Consider the following 18,041-nt stretch of genomic DNA (forward strand, 5'->3'; position numbering starts at 1 on the left):
CCGGAGCGACCGGGGGTGCCGCGCCGACGAATGCGGTGCGGACGATCGGGAACCGGTGCCGGGATCGACAACGGAGAGGGTACGGATGCTGCGACCGCCGCGCGCGCGCCATCCGGCGTCGCATGGAGCCCGAGGTCTTCACCTCGGGGTCCGTGTGCGCGGAAACCGCGCGGCGTCGTGTCGATGAAGCCAGCGTATTCGTCGGAGCGCGTCGCGACATAGACATCGTCGTCTGCCTGTCGCCAGGCGAGCGCCTGGAGGTGGGAGTGCATGGTGAGGAATTTCGGTCGTTGGCGCGAAGCGGTGAGGCTTCGCGACGGCGGCGTGCAGAAGCCGCGGGAAGGATGAGACGTTCAGATCCGCGTCTCTACGATGAGGCAGAGAGGTGAACGCGAGGTTCCCCGAAGGGAACTCGCAACTATAGCATGCGCGTCTCCACGCGCCCAAAGCGGGTAGCCGGGGGCGCGCGTCAGGGGTACGGTCGCGGTGTCGTCCGATTCCGGTGGAAAGAGGCGGTGCCGCGATCTCCAGGCCCCAAGCCGCAGTCACCCTGCCCAGTCCGCGCAGGGTGCAAGGCACGTACTACACGCTGATGCTCGGCAACACCCTCGCCGCGTCGCTCATCTGGGGCGTCAACACGCTGTTCCTGCTCGACGCCGGGCTCTCCAACCTCGAGGCATTCGCAGCGAATGCCTTCTTCAGTGCCGGGATGCTCATCTTCGAGATCCCCACGGGCGTCGTGGCGGACACCGTCGGACGTCGGGCGTCGTACCTGCTCGGCACGGTCACGCTGGCCGTGACGACGATCCTGTATTGGATGCTGTGGGTCTGGCAATCGCCGTTCTGGGCGTGGGCGCTCGTGTCGGTGCTGCTCGGTCTCGGCTTCACGTTCTTCTCGGGAGCTGTGGATGCGTGGCTCGTCGACGCGTTGAAGGCGACCAGCTACACGGGCAGCCTCGAGACCGTCTTCGGTCGGGCGCAGATCGTGGGCGGCGTCGCGATGCTGTCGGGTTCCGTGCTGGGCGGTGTCATCGCCCAGGTGACGAACCTCGGCGTTCCCTTCCTGCTCCGCGGCGCCATCCTGCTGGTGATGTTCGTCGTCGCCGCGCTGCTGATGCGTGACCTGGGCTTCACACCGGATCGGAGCGAGAGCCCGTTGCGCGCGACCCGCACCGTCCTGCGCGCCTCGATCCGCTACGGCCTCGGCGATCCCCCCGTGCGCTGGCTGATGCTCGCGAGCCCGTTCACCGCAGGCGTCGGCATCTATGTGTTCTATGCGCTGCAGCCCTACCTCCTGGAGCTGTGGGGCGACAAGGAGGCGTACACCGTCGCCGGACTCGCGGCGGCGCTGGTGTCGGGCACCGCCATCCTCGGCGGCACCCTCGCCCCCTGGGTGCGCAAGCTCTTCCGCCGGCGCACCTCGACGATCCTGCTCGCGACGATCACCAGCGCCCTGGTGCTGGTCGGCATCGGATTCGTGCGCAACTTCTGGGTCGCCGTCGTGCTCGTCGCGCTCTGGGGGGTCGCGTCGGCGATCGACGACCCCGTGCATCGCGCCTACCTCAACGACATGATCCCGTCGAAGCAGCGCGCCACCGTCCTCTCATTCGATTCGCTCATGGGCTCCGCCGGCGGCGTCGCCGTCCAGCCGGTGCTGGGACGGGTGGCGGACGTCGGCGGCTACGGCGCGTCGCTGGTCTGGAGCGGCGTGATCTCTGCGGTGGCCGTCCCCTTCATCCTGTTGAGCCGTGCGCAGAGGCCCGCCGCCGACACGGCGCGCGAGGTCACACCTCAGACGCCCCAGTAGGTCAGGACGGCCTCGCAGAAGTCGTCGTTCGTGCCCGTCGAGCCGAAGATCTGCTCCTGGTCGATCACCTCGTCGGTCGCGGTGTCGATGGTCAGGCGCAACCGGATCTGCCCGGAGTTCTTTGCGAGGAGCTTGCCGTCGCTGCCGATGGTCCGCTCACCGCCGGTGAGGAGCTGGGTGACGGTGAGCGTCCCGTCGCCGTTGTCGACGACCTTGTGGTCCTTGGAGAGGGTGTTGGGCTGGATGTCGGTGACGGTCATCCCGTTGTAGGTGAACGTGCGCACGACGGTGAGCTTCTCGTGGAACCACAACAGCCCGTCCTTGCCCCGATTCGTGACGACGCCGGACCCGGTCTGGTCGTAGGTGAACGTGGGCTGCAGCCCGACGCCGCAGAAGTCGTCTGCGACGCCGCTGTCCGAGAAGTCGAGACTGTAGCGCTCGAGGACGCCCGCATTCGCTGGGGCGGCCGCGGCGATGACGAGTCCGCCGGCGAGGAGCGCGGCGGCGAGGGGAGTGAGCTTCCTGAACATGGTGGTGCCCTTCGGGTGAGCGGACATGCGGACGGACGGTGTCCGCGCACGGTCACGCGCAGTTTCCCGAGAGGACCGGCTGCGTTGACGCCCTCCTTGCGCCAGAGGGTACTCCGGAGGTCGACGCGCCGACAGGTCGCCCGAGTGTCAGAGCTCGCGTGGGCGGCGGGGGTCGCGTGTGGGGATCAGCAGCACGATGCCGAGCAGCAGACTGACGCCGAGGGCGATCATCTCCCCGACGGCGTCGAGCATCGGCATGTGGCTCAGGTGAAGCGCGTGGTAGGCGAAATGCAGCGCGCCGAAGATCGTCCACGCGATCCCGAGGACGCGATAAGCAAGTTCGCTGCGCCAGATGAGGCATCCGATGCTGGCTCCCCCGAGGGCGAGATACATCGCTCCGACGTCGCGGATGAGGTGCTCGTTGAACGGGCCGTCGACGGAGACCCACGATCCGAGAACTCCTGGGAAGGAGTCATAGAAGGACTGGGGAAAGAAGTACGCCCACACCCCGACGAAGCAGGCGAGGAGTGCGGACAGCGCGGCGGCCGCGGCGTGTAGTCGTCTCACACACACTTCGACGACGCAGCTCGCCGGAATGTGTCATCGCATCGCGGACTCACCACTCACGCGAGTCGCCCGAGTTGTCGTGGCCCAAGCGCAGGAAGCCGGGCACACCGGGGCGGTGGTGGGTCCTCCCGCCGTCGACGGGGGCCGTCTCGTGCCCGGCCAACTGGTGGATCCACGGCGGCTGCTGCTCCAGCGTCACCGACCCCGCCCCGGTCGTGAAGTATGCGGCGATGGGAGGACTCGCGACGAACGCAGCGGCCACGACGACGCCATCGCGGATGCGCACCAGCGCATCGCGTGCCAGCAGATCGCGCATGAGCGTGGCGAACGCGCCGGGATCGACGGATGCTGCCTCCCTCGGCGCGCCCGGCACCTCCGCGCTCAGCTGGCCGACGACCGCCTCACGCTGCGCGGTGGAAAGCCGGAAGTAGGCGGCGGCGTACGCGTTGTCAGCGACGCTCGCCGGCACGTTCCCGAGGACGTACGCGTATCGCGCGATCTGCTCGTCCGGGGTGATCGGCTGCTGAGCATGCCGCTTCTTCACGGTTCCTCCCACATGATGAGCGCCAGAGTACGCTCACCGTCGACCACCGTCGATGACCGGTGCACGGTCCAGCGCCGAGGTCAGGCTCGTGTTCACGCGAGCCTGTACTCCGCGCCAGGAGTCAGTACCGCAGGCGGTAACGAAGGTGCACCACTCCCCCCTCGCCCGAAAGGGCTCTGACCCTCTCGAGTTCCGTGGGTCGATGGCTCGATGCTTCGAACAGCCGGCGCCCTTCCCCGAGCAGCACGGGGACCAGGTGGATCTCGATCTGGTCCAGCAGCCGGGCGGCGATCGCGCGCTGCGCCGTGGTGGCGCCGTGCACCAGCACATCCTGATCTCCGGCGGCACGTCGAGCCTCACCGAAGGCCTCCGCGATGTCGTTCGTGTACGTCACGAGCGGCAACGAGCTCGCCCATGCCGGAACCGGCCGACGACTGAGCACCCAGATCGGCACACCGTCGTGATGGTCACCGTCCCAGCCCTGGGCAGGTTCGAAGGTGCCGCGGCCGGCCACCACAGCGCCGGTGGACATGAACTCCTCCACGATCCGGGAGTTCACCGCACCTTCGGGCGGGAACGCCCACTCATGGAGCCTGTCGCCGCCGTCGCCGAGTCCGTTCTCATCGGTCTCGTTCGGCCCGGCGATGTAGCCGTCGAGCGACATGGACATGTACAGCACGGTGTCACCCATTCCGACTCCGATCTTGGTCGATAGACGAATTGTCCACCCGTGCGCGTGGCCGCGGAGAGCCGATCGGCGCTGGGGTGCGTGCCGGTACGAGCGGGTCAGGCTCGCACCGCGGTCATGGTCTGGCGTCGCCGGCGGTGGGAGACTCCCGGTATGACCACGCCGTTGGTGGATCTGCTGGGCACGCACATCAAGTGGGGCACGGTCCCGGGCGCCGTCGCCGTGCTCGCCGTCGGCGACGAACCCGTCGAACCCGTCGCGGTCGGTCGCGCCGCGGTCGGCGGAGCGGAGATGCGCCCGGACGCGATCATGCGGATACAGTCCATGACGAAGGCGATCACCAGCGTCTCGGCGCTGCGTCTGGTCGCGTCCGGCCGCCTGGGGCTCGACGACAGCGTCGAACCCTGGCTGCCTGAGCTCGCCGAACGCCGTGTGCTGGTCTCGCCGGACGCGATGCTCTCCGACACGGTGCCCGCGTCGCGGCCGATCACTCTGCGCGATCTTCTGACCAACACCAGCGGATACGGGATGATCCCCGTCCCTTCGCCGCTGCAGCAGGCGATGGCCGAGAACGGCACCGAGGCGGGCGCCGATCCTGTCGCGATGGGCGCCGACGAGTGGCTGGCGCGGCTGGCCGAACTGCCGCTCGCCTTCCAACCGGGACAGGGATGGCGCTATCACCACTCGTTCGCCATCCTGGGCATCCTCATCTCCCGCGTCACCGGTCGCCCGACCGGCGATCATCTCCGCGACGACCTGACCGGTCCGCTCGGAATGGTGGACACGGCGTTCTGGGCTCCGCTCGACCAGGCCCATCGGCTGCCTGCCGCATACCGGCACACCGATGACGGACTGACCGAGACCGAACCGGCCGGAGGCGGGTTCTACGCCGGCGCCCCACCCTTCGACGTCAGTCACGCCGAACTGGTCTCGACCGCCGACGACTACCTGGCATTCCTGCGGATGCTGGTGCACGGCGGAATCGCGCAGACCGGCGACGCCCGGGGAGAGCGCATGCTGCCCGCCGACCTCGCCGCCGCCATGATCCGCGACCAGACCCCGCCCGCGGCCAAAGCCCCGGACAGCTTCTTCTCCCCGACCTTCTGGGACGAGATGGGATGGGGGTTCGGGGTCGGCATCGAGGCGACCGGCCCGCACGCCGGGCGGTTCACCTGGTCTGGTGGACAAGGAACCAACTTCTCCGTCGACCCCGACGGCACGATCGGGATCCTTCTCACCCAGGTCGAACTCGGCGATCCCGTCATCGAGCTGATCAGAGAGTTCCAGACGCTGCACGGATGACCCGAGGGCATGGCCCGCACTCAGCGGCGAGGGATGAGACGAAGGGTGGATGCCGCGGCTTCCGCGGTCACCATGCTCCGGGCTGCGAGATCGCCGTACTTGCTGCGGTATGCGGCATCGACGGTCGCAGCATCCGTGTCACCGATCCCTTCGACGGTCACGTCGACCGTGGTGTCGCCGACACGGACCCGTGCCGCCCCCGATCGCACGGCCCCGCCGTACCAACCGGTCTCGCGCCGATGCCACGTGCGAACGAAGACCTCGGCCCCGGCGACCACGACCCAGATCGTCGTCCAGCGGCCGAAGCCGCCGTCGCCGCGCGACGCCGAGACCTCGATCTCGATCGCTCCCGAAAGGACGCGCAACTCCTCGGACGACCACTCTCGCGATGGCTTCGAGGTCATGTGCGCCATTCTCAACCGGCGGCGGCGCCTTCGCCACCCGCGATGAGACCGCGCCGCAAGGCGACGATGGACGACGCGCACTGCGGTGAGAGCGCCCGCGCCCTGAGTGAGCACGGGTGATCAGCGAGGCAAGGGGTCGGGTCCCGTTGCCGTGACCAGACGTTGCGGGATCCACCCCTCCACATGATTGATGCCGTCGAACGTGCCGCCCTGCAGTTCCACCACCGCACGCAGCGACCGGCGGTGGAACTTCACGTGGGTGAAGTCCTCGAAGAGGATGTAGTACGGCTCGTTCCACTCGTTCTGGAACTGCTGTCCTGTCAGCACTGCCCGATGCTGCCGAGAGAAGGCGTCGACGTCGTCGCCGATCACCACGCCGAAGTGCTCCATCCCCATCTTGTACACACGCTGGTGCACCGGAGGGATGAGCTCGATCAGCGGAATCTCCTTCCCACCACCGGCTCTCAGCGGTTCGGCGAGCAGGATCAGGGAGATCGGCCGCCCGTTCCACACGTTCTCGAAACTGGCCACCGCATGGCGTTCGAGGAGTGTCCGCTGGTGAACGTAGAGCTCCCACTCCGGGACCCGCACCGCGAGGTGGCCAAGCTCGTACGCCGAAATGTCGATGCCCCGCTCGCGCAGGCGGGCTCCCTGCCGGGCGACGAAGCCCGCGTAGTCGCCGATCACGTCGGCCACAGGATCGACCATCACCGCCTCCTTCCACCCGCCGGGCGGCTCGGATGCGGCGAAAGTAGCAGGCTGCAGCTCGCCGAGCCAGCCCTCATCGCCGATCACGGGACGTGTAACGCGTGTTACATTTGCACGCGTGACGGATCTGCACCATCGGCGAGGAGCGCTGGCGCCGCTGTATCTCGCCGGGTTCACGACCGCGTTCGGTGCCCATGGCGTGGCCAGCGTCCTGGGGGCCGAATCCGAAGACATCGGCCTCTCCCTCCTCGGGCTCGGAGCGGTGCTGGCCCTGTACGACGTCGCCGAGGTGTTCCTCAAGCCGATCTTCGGCGCGCTGAGCGACAGGATCGGCGCGAAACCGGTCATCGTCGGCGGCCTCCTGGCCTTCGTGACTGCGTCGCTGCTCGCTCTCACCAGCCCCGCCCCGCTCGTTCTGGCCTTGGCCCGGCTGGGGCAGGGCGCCGCCGCAGCCGCCTTCTCCCCGGCATCCTCCGCCGCCGTCGCGCGGCTGGCGGGCAAGGAGCGGCTGGGCAAGTACTTCGGCCGCTACGGCGCGTGGAAGAGCCTCGGATACGTGCTGGGGCCGCTCATCGGCGTCGCTCTGGTCTACGCGCTCGGCATCCAGGCCCTCTACATCGCACTCGGCGCCCTGGCCGCCGGCGCCGCGGTCTGGGTATTGCTCGCCATGCCCGCGCTCCCCGTCATGCCGCGGCCCCGCTACACGATCCTCGATCTCGTCCGGCAGACCACCGAGCGCAGCTTCCTCGTGCCCACCCTCCTGCTGGCCACCAGCACGGCCGTTCTCGGCGTGGCGGTCGGATTCCTGCCGCTTCTCGCGACGCGGCTCGGCCTGCACCCCCTGACCGGAGCGGCCGCGGTAGCCGTACTCGCCCTCGTCTCGACGGTCGCCCAGCCCGTGATCGGACGACTGCGGGACGCCGGACGCCTCACCACCCGTCTCGGCACGACGGCCGGCCTCGCGATCGCGGCCGCGACGACGGTGCCCCTCGCGCTCGCCCCCTCGATCATGACGCTGTTCACGGCCGCCGTCGCATACGGCCTGATGGTGGGAACCGTCACGCCGCTCGCCTTCGCGCACCTCGCCGCGGCCACGCCGGAGGAGCGCATGGGACGGACGATGGGCAACGCGGAGCTCGGTCGAGAGCTCGGCGACGCCGGCGGCCCCCTCCTCGTCGGTGCCGTGGCCACCGCGTGGACGCTCCCTGCCGCGCTCCTCGTCCTCGCCGGCGTCACGGTCGGCGCCGGCACGATCGGCTGGACGACCCTCGGCGCACGAGCGAAGGACGCCGACACGGCGTGACCGTGGTGGGGACTCGCCACCGCGGTCGCCGGCGGCGTATCGGTTGGTCACCGGCGCCCGGGATAATGCGGTGCATGACGGTGCGGGTGTGCCGTCATGAAGGGAGCTGACGGTGATGGATGGCGTGCCGGTCGAAGGTCTGCGGGAGTACATCGAGCATCTGCGTCAGGAGGGCTACTCGGTGCGCGACGGGCACACCGCGGATCCGGATCTGATCGACCCGCACGGGAACCCGGTCTACACCTGGCAGGAGGGCTATCCGTACGGCGACCTGATGGACCGCGACGCGTACGAGTTCGAGAAGTACCGGCTGCAGATCGAGCTGCTCAAGTTCCAGTACTGGCTGGAAGACAACGGCCGGCGGGCGATCATCCTGTTCGAAGGACGGGATGCCGCGGGCAAGGGCGGCACCATCAAGCGCTTCACTGAGCACCTCAACCCCCGCACCGCGCGGGTCGTCGCGCTCAGCAAGCCGACCGAGCGGGAACTCGGGCAGTGGTACTTCCAGCGCTACATCGAACACCTGCCGACGGCGGGCGAGATCGTGATGTTCGACCGCTCCTGGTACAACCGGGCGGGGGTGGAACGTGTGATGGGCTTCTGCACCGACGAGGAGTACCAGCAGTTCATGACGCAGGCGCCTCAATTCGAGCGGATGCTGGTGGACTCCGGCATCCACGTCACCAAGTTCTGGTTCTCGGTGTCGCGCACCGAGCAGCGCACGCGGTTCGCGATCCGCCAGCTCGACCCGGTGAGGCGCTGGAAGCTGTCGCCGATGGACCTGGCATCGCTCGACCGCTGGGAGGACTACACCCGCGCGAAGGAGGAGATGTTCCGTCGCACCGATAAGAAGCACGGTCCCTGGATCATCGTGCGCTCCAACGACAAGAAGCGCGCCCGCCTGAACGCGATGCGCTTCTTCCTCCGCCAGTTCGACTACGACGGACGCGACGACAAGGTCATCGGCACGCCCGACCCGCGCCTGGTGATGCGCGGCATCCGCGAGACCGCCGACGAGTAGCGAAGAGCGGCGCAAGAGAAGTTGCCGTCGGGGCATCCGTCGCCCAAGCTGTTGCGATGAGCGCTGCGCTGGACGATGGCCCGTTCTTCCATGGCACGAAAGCCGACCTGCGGATCGGTGATCTCCTGACCGCGGGCTTCCGCTCGAACTATCGGCCGGAGATCGTCATGAATCACGTCTACTTCACCGCGCTGCCCGACGGCGCCGGTCTGGCTGCCGAACTCGCACCCGGTGGCGGCGCGCCCCGTGTGTACATCGTCGAGCCCACCGGAGAGTTCGAGAACGATCCGAACGTCACCGACAAGAAGTTCCCCGGCAACCCCACCCGCTCGTACCGCAGCGCCTCGCCATTGAAGGTCGTCGGCGAGACCGATGACTGGACCCGCCAGACCCCCGAAGCTCTCCGCGCATGGCGCGACCGGCTCGCAGCGCTCGCCGCGGATGAGCGCGGCGAGATCATCAACTGACGCGACGGAACACCCGCACGCCGGACGCCCGCGCGACGACCCCTGTTGACCGCCCTCGAAGGTGGGTCCAGGATGGGGACCGTTCGGCGCCATGAGGGGTATCGCGCCGACCTCGCCGGGGGTCTCCTCGGTCGGATACGTCAGCTACAAGGGAGTAGAGATGTTCCGTAAGGCTGCTGTCGCCACCGTGTCGGCTCTCGTTCTGACCGGGCTGGTTGCCGCTCCGAGTTACGCGAGTCCACCGACGCCGAGCGGCGACGACCGACTCGCGGTGTACTCGGGCACCGTCGATGCCGATGGCCTCGCCGCCATCGTCGACCTCGGCGTCGACCGCAGCGAGCTCGTCATGACGCCCAGTGCGGACGGTTCCGGGCTCGTCGACGTGCAGGTCATCCTGAGCGGCGGCCAGGTCGATGCCCTCGCGGCCGGGGGCACCGATCTGCAGGTCCAGGCCGACCCGTCCCGTCAGCGTCGGTCGCTCCAGCAGACCGACGGCGTCTTCCGGATGTACAGCGGCGACGGCGGCATCCTCGAAGAGCTCATGGCGCAGGCTGCCGCGCACCCCAAGATCGCCGAGTTCCGCGTCATCGGTGAGACGGCCCAAGGCAAGGAGATCGGCGCCGTGCGCGTGACCAAGAACGTGGCGAAGACCAAGGACGGCAAGAAGCCGACCACGGTGTACGTCGCCGCCCAGCACGCTCGCGAGTGGATCACGCCCGAGATGGTGCGCCGGCTGCTCGACCTCTATCTGAGCCAGTACGGCACCGACGACCGCATCACCGATCTGGTGGACGACACCGAGCTGTGGTTCGTCCCCGTCGCGAACCCGGATGGCTACGACTTCACGTTCGAGGACGGCCAGCGGCTGTGGCGCAAGAACCTCCGCGACAACGACGGGAACGGTGAGATCACGGTCGGCGACGGTGTCGATCTGAACCGCAACTCGGCGACGCGGTGGGGCTACGACAACGAGGGCTCCTCGCCGAACCCTGCGAGCGACACCTACCGCGGGCCCTCGCCGGCATCCGAACCCGAGACGCAGGCGCTCGACGGACTGTTCGCCGACATCACGCCGCAGTTCATGATCAACTACCACTCCGCCGCCGAACTTCTGCTGCACGGCATCGGCTGGCAGGTGGCGACGCCCTCGCCGGATGACGTGATCTACGAGGCCATGGTGGGCGACGACGAGAACCCCGCGGTCCCCGGCTACGACCCCGACATCTCGGCGGAGCTCTACACGACCAACGGCGACCTCGACTCGCACATGCAGGAGGCGCACGGGACGCTGGGCTTCACCCCGGAGATGTCGACGTGCGAGGCGGCCGTGAACTCCGTCCCCGACGACGACTGGACCGAGGACGATTGCCAGTTCCTGGGCTTCGACTTCCCCGACGACGAGGCCCTCATCCAGGCCGAGTTCGAGAAGAACATCCCCTTCGCTCTGGCCGTGGCCGAGTCGGCGATCGACCCCGACGACCCCGTCTCCGTCGTGGGCCGCGACGCGGAGGACTTCCGTGTCGACTCGTTCACGGTGTCGTACGGCGACCCGCAGACCGTGGCGGTCTGGGCGAAGAAGGCGCTGAAGGCCAAGAAGATGACCTACTCGATCAACGGCGGAAGGCCCCAGAAGGTGGACGTCACCGAGTGGGCCGGCGGCGAGCGCTACGGGTCAGAGAACGTGGACTACTACGCCGAGTACCGCGGCGTCGTGACGGGCGCGAAACCGGGTGACACCGTCGAGGTGTGGTTCACCGGCACGGCCACAGGCAAGGACATCCCGAAGGGCCAGCAGGGGGCGGGCCCGCGCGAGAGCGAGCACTTCACGTACACGGTCGCGCAAGACACCGGAAACTCCGTGCTGATCGTCGCTAACGAGGACTACACCGGCGTGAACCCGACCTACCCGGCGGGCACGAACGCGCCGAAGTACGTCGGCGAGTACGTCGATGCCCTGGTCGCCAACGGCGTCACCCCCGACGTGTGGGATGTCGACGCGCAGGGCGTCCCCCACGACCTCGGCGTGCTGGGTCACTACGACGCGGTGCTCTGGTACCTCGGCGACAACCGGCTGACCCAGGATCCCGAGGATGAGCTCACGCAGTACGGGTCTGCGCAGCTTCCCGACCTCTCGGTCGCCGAACGGCAGCAGTACCTGACCATCGCCATGCGGGACTATCTCAACGAGGGCGGCAAGGTCGCCTACACCGGTGAGACCACGGCCTACTACGGCATCGGCGCGAGCATGTTCGGCGGCATCTACTACGGTCTGGACGGCCACCCCGATCAGGACTGCGTGGTCACCGTCGATCCGTTCGCGGACTGCCTGCTCCTGGCCGACGACTTCACCCAGTACTGGATGGGTGCGTACGATCGCGCGCCGCTGGCGGCCGAGGGCGTGGCGGGCACCGCTGAGCCGCTCGACGGCTTCCAGGCCCTGTTCGGCGGACCGGCCACGGTCGACAATCCGATCGAGGAGGTCGGCGCCTTCACTCCGACCAGCGAACGACTGCCGGTCGCCGACTTCCCGCAGTTCGAGAGCTGGGCGGCGGCGGACTACACCGATGTGACGGGCAGGCTCGTCGCGGTCGAGGGAGCCCTGGCAGCCGCGGCCACGCACGTCGACGACGGCTACCAGCGATTGGGGCGGACCTTCGACCTCACCGGCGTGACCGCCGCCGACGCGCCGAGGTTCGAGGCGCACATCGCCTACGACACCGAAGAAGGCTACGACAACGTGATCGTGGAGGTGCACACGGTCGGTTCGGATGACTGGACGACCCTCCCCGACCTCAACGGCAACACCTCCACCGACGTCCCGACGGAGTGCGAAGCGGGCTTCTACATGGGCGAGCACGCGCAGCTCGAGCACTACCTCACGCTCGGCGACCCCTGCCTGCCCACGGGCACGACAGGCCAATGGAACTCCTTCACCGGCACGTCGGGCGGCTGGATTCCCGTGGCGTTCGATCTCAGCGCGTACGCGGGCAAGAACATCGAGGTGGTCGTGAGTTACGTCACCGACCCGTCCACCGGCGGTGCTGGCCTCATCGTCGACGACACCAGGCTCGTCGTCGGGGGAGCGCCGACGCAGGCCGAGGGCTTCGAAGCCGGCTTCGGCGCCTGGTCGGTGCTCGGTGCGCCCGACGGGAGCCCCGCGAACGCGAGCGACTTCGAGATCGCGGACGGCCTCGGCGACGTCGTCGCGGTCACGGCGACGCCCGACACCCTGCTCTTCGGCTTCGGCCTCGAGCAGCTCGAGTCGGATGCCGCTCGTGCCGACGTCGTCGCGCGGATGCTGGCGCACTTCGCCGGATAGTCGTCGGGTGACGGATGCTGCGCCCCGGGGTTCGCCCTTCGGCGCAGCATCCGTCACCAGACGCAAGAGGCCGCGCCGCCCCTGAAGGGACGACGCGGCCTCTGGTGCGGAGCGGTGTGTCAGAGCGTCGCGGCGAACGGATCGAAGTCCGCGGGCACCGACGGCACGGAGTCGACGGTGGTGCCGATCTCGATGGACTGGCCGGACTCGACGGACTGCTCTGCGGAGAGCATGACGTCGAGCACGTGGAGTCCGAGCTGGCCGCTGGCGACGTGCGGGCGGTCCTCGGCGATGGCGCGCACCATGTCGAGGAGGCCGAGGCCGCGCCCGACGACGGCGCCCTGCTGCGGGACGTCGATCCACTCCTGCTCGAACTTCGCACCGTCGCGCAGCACGCCGAGCGGCTTCACGTAGGCGATGCGGCCCTCGAACTGGTTGGGGTCGGGCAGCACGATCGTGCCTTCGGTGCCGTGCACCTCGAAGACGCCGTGGCGCTCGAGTGCCGAGTCGAAGCTCAGCAGGCTCTGCGCCTGCTGACCCGCCTCGAACACCGTCGTCAGCTGAACCGTCGTCGGCACCTCCACGGTGAAGTTGGTGCCGGCGATGGGGCCGAGGTGGACCGTGCGCTCGTCGCGCGCACGCAGTCCCGCCGCGAACACGCGGGCCACCGGTCCGAGGAGGCTCACCAGACCGCTGATGTAGTACGGCCCCATGTCCAGCAGCGGGCCGGCGCCCGTGCTGAAGAGGAACGCGGGATCCGGATGCCACAGGTCGGGGCCCTGCGTCTGGAACGCGGTCTGCGCGAACAGCGGCTCGCCGATCACGCCTTCCGCGATCGCGCGCTTGGCCGTCTGGAAGCCCGGTCCGAGGATCGTGTCGGGCGCCGAGCCGACGCGCAGCCCGGCGGCGTCCGCGGCCGCCAGGATGCGGGAGACGTCACCGATGTCGAGCCCGACCGGCTTCTCAGTCCACACGTGCTTGCCGGCGTTGATCGCGGCCTCGGAGACCTCGACGTGCGCCGCCGGAATGGTGAGGTTCACGACGACCTGGACGTCCGGGTGGTCGAGCACCGCAGAGGCATCGCCGTGAACCGGCACGCCGTACTCATCGGCCTTGTTCTGCGCGCGGTCCGGCAGCAGGTCGCCGACAGCCAGGACCTCGACGTCCGGGAAGGACGTGAGGTTCTTGAGATACGTGTCGCTGATGACGCCGGCGCCGATGATGCCGACTCCGACGCGGGTCATCGGACGAAGCCGCCGTCCTGCAGGAACGCGTACGACGCCGCGATGTCGGCGAAGACGTCGCCCGGAGCGTTGTCGTACTCGATGACCGCGTACTTCACCGAGGTGGCGGCATTCAGCGCGTCGGAGAGCGCGACGACGCCGTCGCCCGGGTGGGTCTGCTGCAGGCTCTTCGAGGTGAAGGCCGGCGCGTCCGGGGCGAACGGGTTGCTGGCGGGCACCAGTCCGTCCTTGATGTGGAGCGCGACGAGGCGGTCGCCGATCGCACGGGTCAGCGCCGTGACGTCCTGTCCGCCCACGGCGGCCCAGTACAGGTCGAGCTCGATGGCGACGCGGTCGTCGGTCAGCTCGAGGAAGCGCTCGAACGCGGTCTGGCCGCCGAACGAGGCCAGGAACTCCTGCGCGTGGTTGTGGTAGCCGACCGTGAGACCGAACCCGGCGGCGATGTCGACGAGGTCGTTGAGGCGGCGAGCGGTGTCGGCGACGCCTTCCTCGGTCAGCCAGCGGTCGGTCGGCACCATCGGGTCGATGACCGTGGTGGCGCCGATCGTCGCGGCTGCCTCGAAGACGACCTCCGGAGCGGGCGTGGGGATCGAGCCGTCCGGAGTCCACAGCTCGTCCGACAGCAGCGGGGCGTGACCGGTGGGCGACGCGAGGCCGGCCGCGTCCAGTGCCGCGCGGATCTCCTGCGGGCGACGGACGAAGTCGAAGGCCTCGACGTTCTTCAGACCGATCGCGGCGAGCTTGTCCAGCGAGCCGGACATGTCGGCGGAGAAGGCGGCGGCCAGGGTGTAGAGCTGCACCGAGCTCTCGGGTCGAGTCACTTCGGACCCCTTTCGTACATCTTCGTGCGGATCGGCTGAACCGTGCCAAGGCAGATTAGCACAAAACCTCCACGTGGAGGTTTTTACCTCGCTTGTCCACCCGTGAAGGGCGGCGGGCGGCCGGCGCATCCGCGTGAGAGCCCTCGCCCGGCGGAGGGATGATGGACTCATGCCGGCCGCTCACCGTCCCGGACTTCGCATCAACGCGCGGGTCACCATCCCGGAGTCCGAGTTGTCCTGGCGGTTCTCGCGTTCCTCGGGCCCGGGCGGGCAAGGCGTGAACACGGCCGACTCCCGTGCGGAACTCGTCTGGGATGCGGCAGCATCAGCCGCCCTCTCCCCCGTTCAGCGAGAGCGCCTCCTCACGCACTTGCACGGCCGCTTGGTGGGCGGAGTGCTGACGATCGCGGCGTCCGAGCACCGCGAGCAATTGCGCAACCGAGATGCCGCACGCGCACGGCTGGCCGCAGTCGTCGCCGACGCCCTGCGGCCGCCCCCACCGGCGCGACGAGCCACCATACCCAGTCGCGGAGCCAAGGAGCGACGCCTGAAGGCGAAGAAACAGCGAACCGACGTCAAGCGGCTCCGTCGACCACCCGACGACTGATCACCGACGCGGTGCTTCTCCCGCAGGCCTCAGTCGCGGGACGTCGCGTTCACACTGCCCGAGCGTTCCTGTCCGCTCAGGCGCGCGATCGCGGCCATCATGCGCTCGGTGATCTCGCGACGAGCCTTGCCGTCCGGCACGCCCTCGAGGTCGGCCAAGTCGAGCGGTTCTCCGAAGCGCACCTCCAGGCGCGGCTTTCCCGGCAGCAGGTGGCTGAGCGGCTTGACGGTGCCGGTCCCGATCAGTCCGACGGGCACGACCGCGGCACCTGTGTCGCGGGCCATCCACGCCGCGCCACCGTGACCCTGGTGCAGCTTCCCGTCGCGGGAGCGGGTCCCCTCGGGGAACACCGCGAACACGCTCCCGGCCCGCAGGATGCTGCTGCCCGCGTCGAGCGCGGCGCGGGCGTCGCGACCGGTCGCCCGGTACACCGGGACACCGCCGATCGAGGTGAAGAACCAGCGCTTGACGCGGCCGAGCACCCCGGAGCCCGTGAAGTACGACGACTTGATGAGGAACTGCACAGGGCGGGCCGCGGAGGTCGGGATGATCACCGTGTCGAGCGACGCGAGGTGGTTGCTCGCCAGCAGCACCGGCCCATGCTCAGGCACGTTCCCTCGACCGACGATGCGCGGGCGGTACATCAGCCAGAACAACGGCCGCAGGACCACCCGCCCGAGGAAGTAGATGGCGCCGGGTCGCGGTGCAGGGCCGGGGTTCGGAGGTACAGGCGCTGTCACCTCGCCACCCTATCCGTCATCGTCGGGTGCGATCCGCGTGCGGGAGAGGGTGATCGGCGGTGACTGCCGCGCTCCGCACGGGGTGCGTCCTTGCGTGCAGCGAACGCCGCGAGCACTTCGCCCCACTGACGCGGACTGCGCTCACGTCAGCACGTCTCGGGTCGTGAACCGCCAGACCGCGAGTGCCCCCGCGACGACGATCCAGACCGCTTGCAGAAGAGCGTTGTCGAGGAACGAGTCCCACGAGATCGGCGAGCGCAGCAGGTCGCCGAAGTCGAGCCAACGGTCGGTGAAGAGGTAGGGGTGAACCGCCGACAGCTGCGGGATCTGGCCGACGATCTGCGCCGCGACAGCGAGGATCGCGGTGGCCGCCATGGCGCCGACCGGCACCGTCGTGAGGGTCGAGAGCAGCACGCCGATCGCCGCGAGCCCCAGCATCGATACCGACACGTCCGCGACGACGGCAAGACACCGAGCCAGCCCCTCGGCGAGGCTCACCTGTGTTCCGCTCAGCAGGGTCAGCGGGCCGGCGCCGAAGAGGATCGCGCCGACGATCACGCCCACCGCGACCACCGCGAAGGTCGCGATCACGCAGAAGACAGCGGCGGCGACGTACTTGACCGCGAGGAGCGCGACCCGCCCCGATGGCGCGACGAGCAGGTAGCGGAGGGTGCCGAGGCTCGCCTCGCCGGCGATCGTGTCGCCGGCGACCACGCTGATCGTGAGCGGGAGGAAGAGCGGGATCGCGATCGTCAGCGCGGCAAGGCCGACGAAGACGCCGTTGTCGGTGATCTGGTCGAGGAACGCCGGCCCGCGGCCCGCACGGGTGCCGCCCGCGATCCGCACCGCGACGCCGAGGAGGATGGGGACGAGGCACAGCGCTCCGAGCATCATCCACGTGCGAAGCCGGCGGAAGAGCGTCGCCAGCTCACTTCCGAGAAGACCTGGAACCCCGCTCCCGCGCGCAACGCTGCCCGCCCCAGACGCCGTCGGAGCAGTGTCCGTCGGGCCCGTGGCGGCATCACGCGACGACATCGAAGCCCTGCCCCGTCAGCTCGACGAATCGGTCCTCGAGGCTCGTCCTCTCGACCGTGATGCCGCGCACCCGCACGTCGGCGCGCACGAGGGCGGCGACGAGGTCTTCAGGCTCGGGTCCGTGCTCGCCGAGCGTGCCGACGAGGGTGAAGGGCGCAGCATCCGTCGTCTGAATCCCCGCGTTCGCGAGCACTTCTCTCGCGCGCGCGACATCAGGGGTCTGCAGCTGCAGGCGGCCTGTGCCGTCGCCGCGGCGCAGCTCGTCGAGCGTGCCCGATGCGACGAGCCGCCCCGCGCTCATGATCCCGGCGTGCGTGCACACCTGCTCGACCTCGGCGAGCAGGTGGCTCGAGACGAACACGGTCGCCCCCTCGCCGGCCAGCGAGCGGATGAGCCCGCGCACCTCACGTGTCCCCTGCGGGTCGAGTCCGTTCGTCGGCTCGTCCAGCACGAGCAGCGCGCGGGGAGTGAGCAGGGCGTTGGCGATGCCGAGGCGCTGCTTCATCCCGAGCGAGTACGCGTGCACCTTCTTGTCGGCCGCCGTGGTCAGTCCGACGCGCTCGAGCGCCTCCTCGACACGTCGACGGCGGGACGTGGATGCTGTGTGCCGGGCGGCCGCGTCGAACCGGTGCAGATTCTGCCTGCCGGTGAGGAACGGCGCGAACGCCGGACCCTCGACGAGTGCGCCGACCTGCGGAAGCACGGCGTGAAGTGCGTCGGGGACGGGCTGCCCCAGGACGCGGGCCTCACCCGCGGTCGGGCGGACGAGGCCGAGGAGCATCCGGATCGTCGTCGTCTTGCCCGATCCGTTCGGCCCGAGGAACCCGAAGACCGAACCGTGCGGCACGTCGAGCGCGACAGCATCCACCGCCGTCTGCGCGCCGAACCTCTTGGTCAGACCGGAGGTCTGGATCGCGAGATCAGCCACCGCGGG

At 69.1% G+C, this 18,041-nt stretch carries 18 protein-coding genes; 7 read left to right on the forward strand and 11 right to left on the reverse strand.

The window, feature by feature from the left end:
- Positions 1 to 592 precede the first annotated feature (592 nt).
- Positions 593 to 1,807, forward strand: coding sequence for an MFS transporter (locus tag ACLBXX_RS00175; RefSeq protein WP_447656449.1), 1,215 nt, complete (start codon positions 593 to 595; stop codon positions 1,805 to 1,807).
- On the opposite strand, the gene ACLBXX_RS00180 is transcribed toward ACLBXX_RS00175, so the two are convergent.
- The 4 genes from ACLBXX_RS00180 to ACLBXX_RS00195 form a co-directional block, all read right to left on the reverse strand.
- A complete protein-coding gene (locus ACLBXX_RS00180) occupies positions 1,792 to 2,337 on the reverse strand; it encodes a hypothetical protein (protein ID WP_447656298.1) in 546 nt (181 codons plus the stop codon). The two genes, ACLBXX_RS00175 and ACLBXX_RS00180, sit on opposite strands and share 16 nt — an antisense overlap.
- A gap of 147 nt (positions 2,338 to 2,484) precedes the next feature.
- Positions 2,485 to 2,904, reverse strand: coding sequence for a hypothetical protein (locus ACLBXX_RS00185; protein ID WP_447656299.1), 420 nt, complete (start codon positions 2,902 to 2,904; stop codon positions 2,485 to 2,487).
- Between the two features lie 49 nt (positions 2,905 to 2,953).
- Positions 2,954 to 3,448 carry a hypothetical protein gene (locus ACLBXX_RS00190; RefSeq protein ID WP_447656301.1) on the reverse strand — a complete coding sequence of 165 codons (495 nt, stop codon included), beginning with the start codon at positions 3,446 to 3,448 and terminating at the stop codon, positions 2,954 to 2,956.
- 121 nt (positions 3,449 to 3,569) lie between these two features.
- On the reverse strand, positions 3,570 to 4,139 hold the full coding sequence (locus ACLBXX_RS00195; RefSeq protein ID WP_447656302.1) for a dihydrofolate reductase family protein: 570 nt from the start codon (positions 4,137 to 4,139) through the stop codon (positions 3,570 to 3,572).
- 150 nt (positions 4,140 to 4,289) lie between these two features.
- Here ACLBXX_RS00195 and ACLBXX_RS00200 point away from each other — a divergent pair, with 150 nt between their 5' ends.
- Positions 4,290 to 5,438: a serine hydrolase domain-containing protein gene (locus ACLBXX_RS00200; protein ID WP_447656303.1), complete on the forward strand. Its 1,149-nt coding sequence runs from the start codon at positions 4,290 to 4,292 to the stop codon at positions 5,436 to 5,438.
- Positions 5,439 to 5,458: 20 nt separating this feature from the next.
- On the opposite strand, the gene ACLBXX_RS00205 is transcribed toward ACLBXX_RS00200, so the two are convergent.
- Both ACLBXX_RS00205 and ACLBXX_RS00210 read right to left on the reverse strand, forming a co-directional pair.
- A complete protein-coding gene (locus ACLBXX_RS00205) occupies positions 5,459 to 5,842 on the reverse strand; it encodes a DUF2255 family protein (RefSeq protein WP_447656305.1) in 384 nt (127 codons plus the stop codon).
- A gap of 120 nt (positions 5,843 to 5,962) precedes the next feature.
- Positions 5,963 to 6,637 (reverse strand): VOC family protein, encoded by a 675-nt coding sequence (locus tag ACLBXX_RS00210; RefSeq protein ID WP_447656306.1) that lies wholly within the window; start codon positions 6,635 to 6,637, stop codon positions 5,963 to 5,965.
- A 31-nt stretch (positions 6,638 to 6,668) separates the two neighbouring features.
- Between ACLBXX_RS00210 and ACLBXX_RS00215 the strand changes: the two genes are divergently transcribed.
- The 4 genes from ACLBXX_RS00215 to ACLBXX_RS00230 all read left to right on the forward strand — a co-directional run bounded on the left by ACLBXX_RS00215 (position 6,669) and on the right by ACLBXX_RS00230 (position 12,660).
- Complete coding sequence (locus ACLBXX_RS00215) at positions 6,669 to 7,853, forward strand: MFS transporter (RefSeq protein ID WP_447656307.1); 1,185 nt, start codon at positions 6,669 to 6,671, stop codon at positions 7,851 to 7,853.
- Between the two features lie 115 nt (positions 7,854 to 7,968).
- Positions 7,969 to 8,874 carry a polyphosphate kinase 2 gene (gene ppk2, locus ACLBXX_RS00220; protein ID WP_310244997.1) on the forward strand — a complete coding sequence of 302 codons (906 nt, stop codon included), beginning with the start codon at positions 7,969 to 7,971 and terminating at the stop codon, positions 8,872 to 8,874.
- Between the two features lie 56 nt (positions 8,875 to 8,930).
- Positions 8,931 to 9,341 (forward strand): NAD(+)--rifampin ADP-ribosyltransferase, encoded by a 411-nt coding sequence (gene arr / locus ACLBXX_RS00225; RefSeq protein ID WP_447656309.1) that lies wholly within the window; start codon positions 8,931 to 8,933, stop codon positions 9,339 to 9,341.
- Between the two features lie 160 nt (positions 9,342 to 9,501).
- Positions 9,502 to 12,660: a M14 family zinc carboxypeptidase gene (locus tag ACLBXX_RS00230; RefSeq protein ID WP_447656310.1), complete on the forward strand. Its 3,159-nt coding sequence runs from the start codon at positions 9,502 to 9,504 to the stop codon at positions 12,658 to 12,660.
- 119 nt (positions 12,661 to 12,779) lie between these two features.
- On the opposite strand, the gene ACLBXX_RS00235 is transcribed toward ACLBXX_RS00230, so the two are convergent.
- Both ACLBXX_RS00235 and ACLBXX_RS00240 read right to left on the reverse strand, forming a co-directional pair.
- Complete coding sequence (locus ACLBXX_RS00235) at positions 12,780 to 13,904, reverse strand: Gfo/Idh/MocA family protein (RefSeq protein ID WP_447656311.1); 1,125 nt, start codon at positions 13,902 to 13,904, stop codon at positions 12,780 to 12,782.
- Complete coding sequence (locus tag ACLBXX_RS00240) at positions 13,901 to 14,725, reverse strand: sugar phosphate isomerase/epimerase family protein (RefSeq protein WP_447656312.1); 825 nt, start codon at positions 14,723 to 14,725, stop codon at positions 13,901 to 13,903. The genes ACLBXX_RS00235 and ACLBXX_RS00240 overlap by 4 nt, the downstream gene beginning before the upstream one ends.
- 169 nt (positions 14,726 to 14,894) lie before the next feature.
- On the opposite strand from ACLBXX_RS00240, the gene arfB reads away from it, so the two are divergent.
- A complete protein-coding gene (gene arfB, locus ACLBXX_RS00245) occupies positions 14,895 to 15,332 on the forward strand; it encodes an alternative ribosome rescue aminoacyl-tRNA hydrolase ArfB (RefSeq protein ID WP_447656313.1) in 438 nt (145 codons plus the stop codon).
- 29 nt (positions 15,333 to 15,361) lie between these two features.
- Here the strand turns inward: arfB and ACLBXX_RS00250 are convergent, their stop codons facing one another.
- The 3 genes from ACLBXX_RS00250 to ACLBXX_RS00260 form a co-directional block, all read right to left on the reverse strand.
- Entirely contained in the window at positions 15,362 to 16,072 is a 711-nt protein-coding gene (locus ACLBXX_RS00250) for a lysophospholipid acyltransferase family protein (protein ID WP_447656314.1), read from the reverse strand.
- 141 nt (positions 16,073 to 16,213) lie between these two features.
- On the reverse strand, positions 16,214 to 17,107 hold the full coding sequence (locus tag ACLBXX_RS00255; RefSeq protein WP_447656315.1) for an ABC transporter permease: 894 nt from the start codon (positions 17,105 to 17,107) through the stop codon (positions 16,214 to 16,216).
- Positions 17,094 to 18,035 carry an ATP-binding cassette domain-containing protein gene (locus ACLBXX_RS00260; protein ID WP_447656316.1) on the reverse strand — a complete coding sequence of 314 codons (942 nt, stop codon included), beginning with the start codon at positions 18,033 to 18,035 and terminating at the stop codon, positions 17,094 to 17,096. The genes ACLBXX_RS00255 and ACLBXX_RS00260 overlap by 14 nt, the downstream gene beginning before the upstream one ends.
- Positions 18,036 to 18,041: the final 6 nt, after the last annotated feature.

The organism is Microbacterium sp. C23T (assembly GCF_053345975.1).

Coding starts and splice junctions, on each gene's coding strand:
- ACLBXX_RS00175 (WP_447656449.1), top strand. CDS start 593: ATGCTCGGCAACACCCTCGCCGCGTCGCTCATCTGGGGCGTCAACACG.
- ACLBXX_RS00180 (WP_447656298.1), bottom strand. CDS start 2,337: ATGTTCAGGAAGCTCACTCCCCTCGCCGCCGCGCTCCTCGCCGGCGGA.
- ACLBXX_RS00195 (WP_447656302.1), bottom strand. CDS start 4,139: ATGGGTGACACCGTGCTGTACATGTCCATGTCGCTCGACGGCTACATC.
- ACLBXX_RS00200 (WP_447656303.1), top strand. CDS start 4,290: ATGACCACGCCGTTGGTGGATCTGCTGGGCACGCACATCAAGTGGGGC.
- ACLBXX_RS00205 (WP_447656305.1), bottom strand. CDS start 5,842: ATGACCTCGAAGCCATCGCGAGAGTGGTCGTCCGAGGAGTTGCGCGTC.
- ppk2 (WP_310244997.1), top strand. CDS start 7,969: ATGGATGGCGTGCCGGTCGAAGGTCTGCGGGAGTACATCGAGCATCTG.
- arr (WP_447656309.1), top strand. CDS start 8,931: ATGAGCGCTGCGCTGGACGATGGCCCGTTCTTCCATGGCACGAAAGCC.
- ACLBXX_RS00230 (WP_447656310.1), top strand. CDS start 9,502: ATGTTCCGTAAGGCTGCTGTCGCCACCGTGTCGGCTCTCGTTCTGACC.
- ACLBXX_RS00235 (WP_447656311.1), bottom strand. CDS start 13,904: ATGACCCGCGTCGGAGTCGGCATCATCGGCGCCGGCGTCATCAGCGAC.
- arfB (WP_447656313.1), top strand. CDS start 14,895: ATGCCGGCCGCTCACCGTCCCGGACTTCGCATCAACGCGCGGGTCACC.
- ACLBXX_RS00255 (WP_447656315.1), bottom strand. CDS start 17,107: ATGTCGTCGCGTGATGCCGCCACGGGCCCGACGGACACTGCTCCGACG.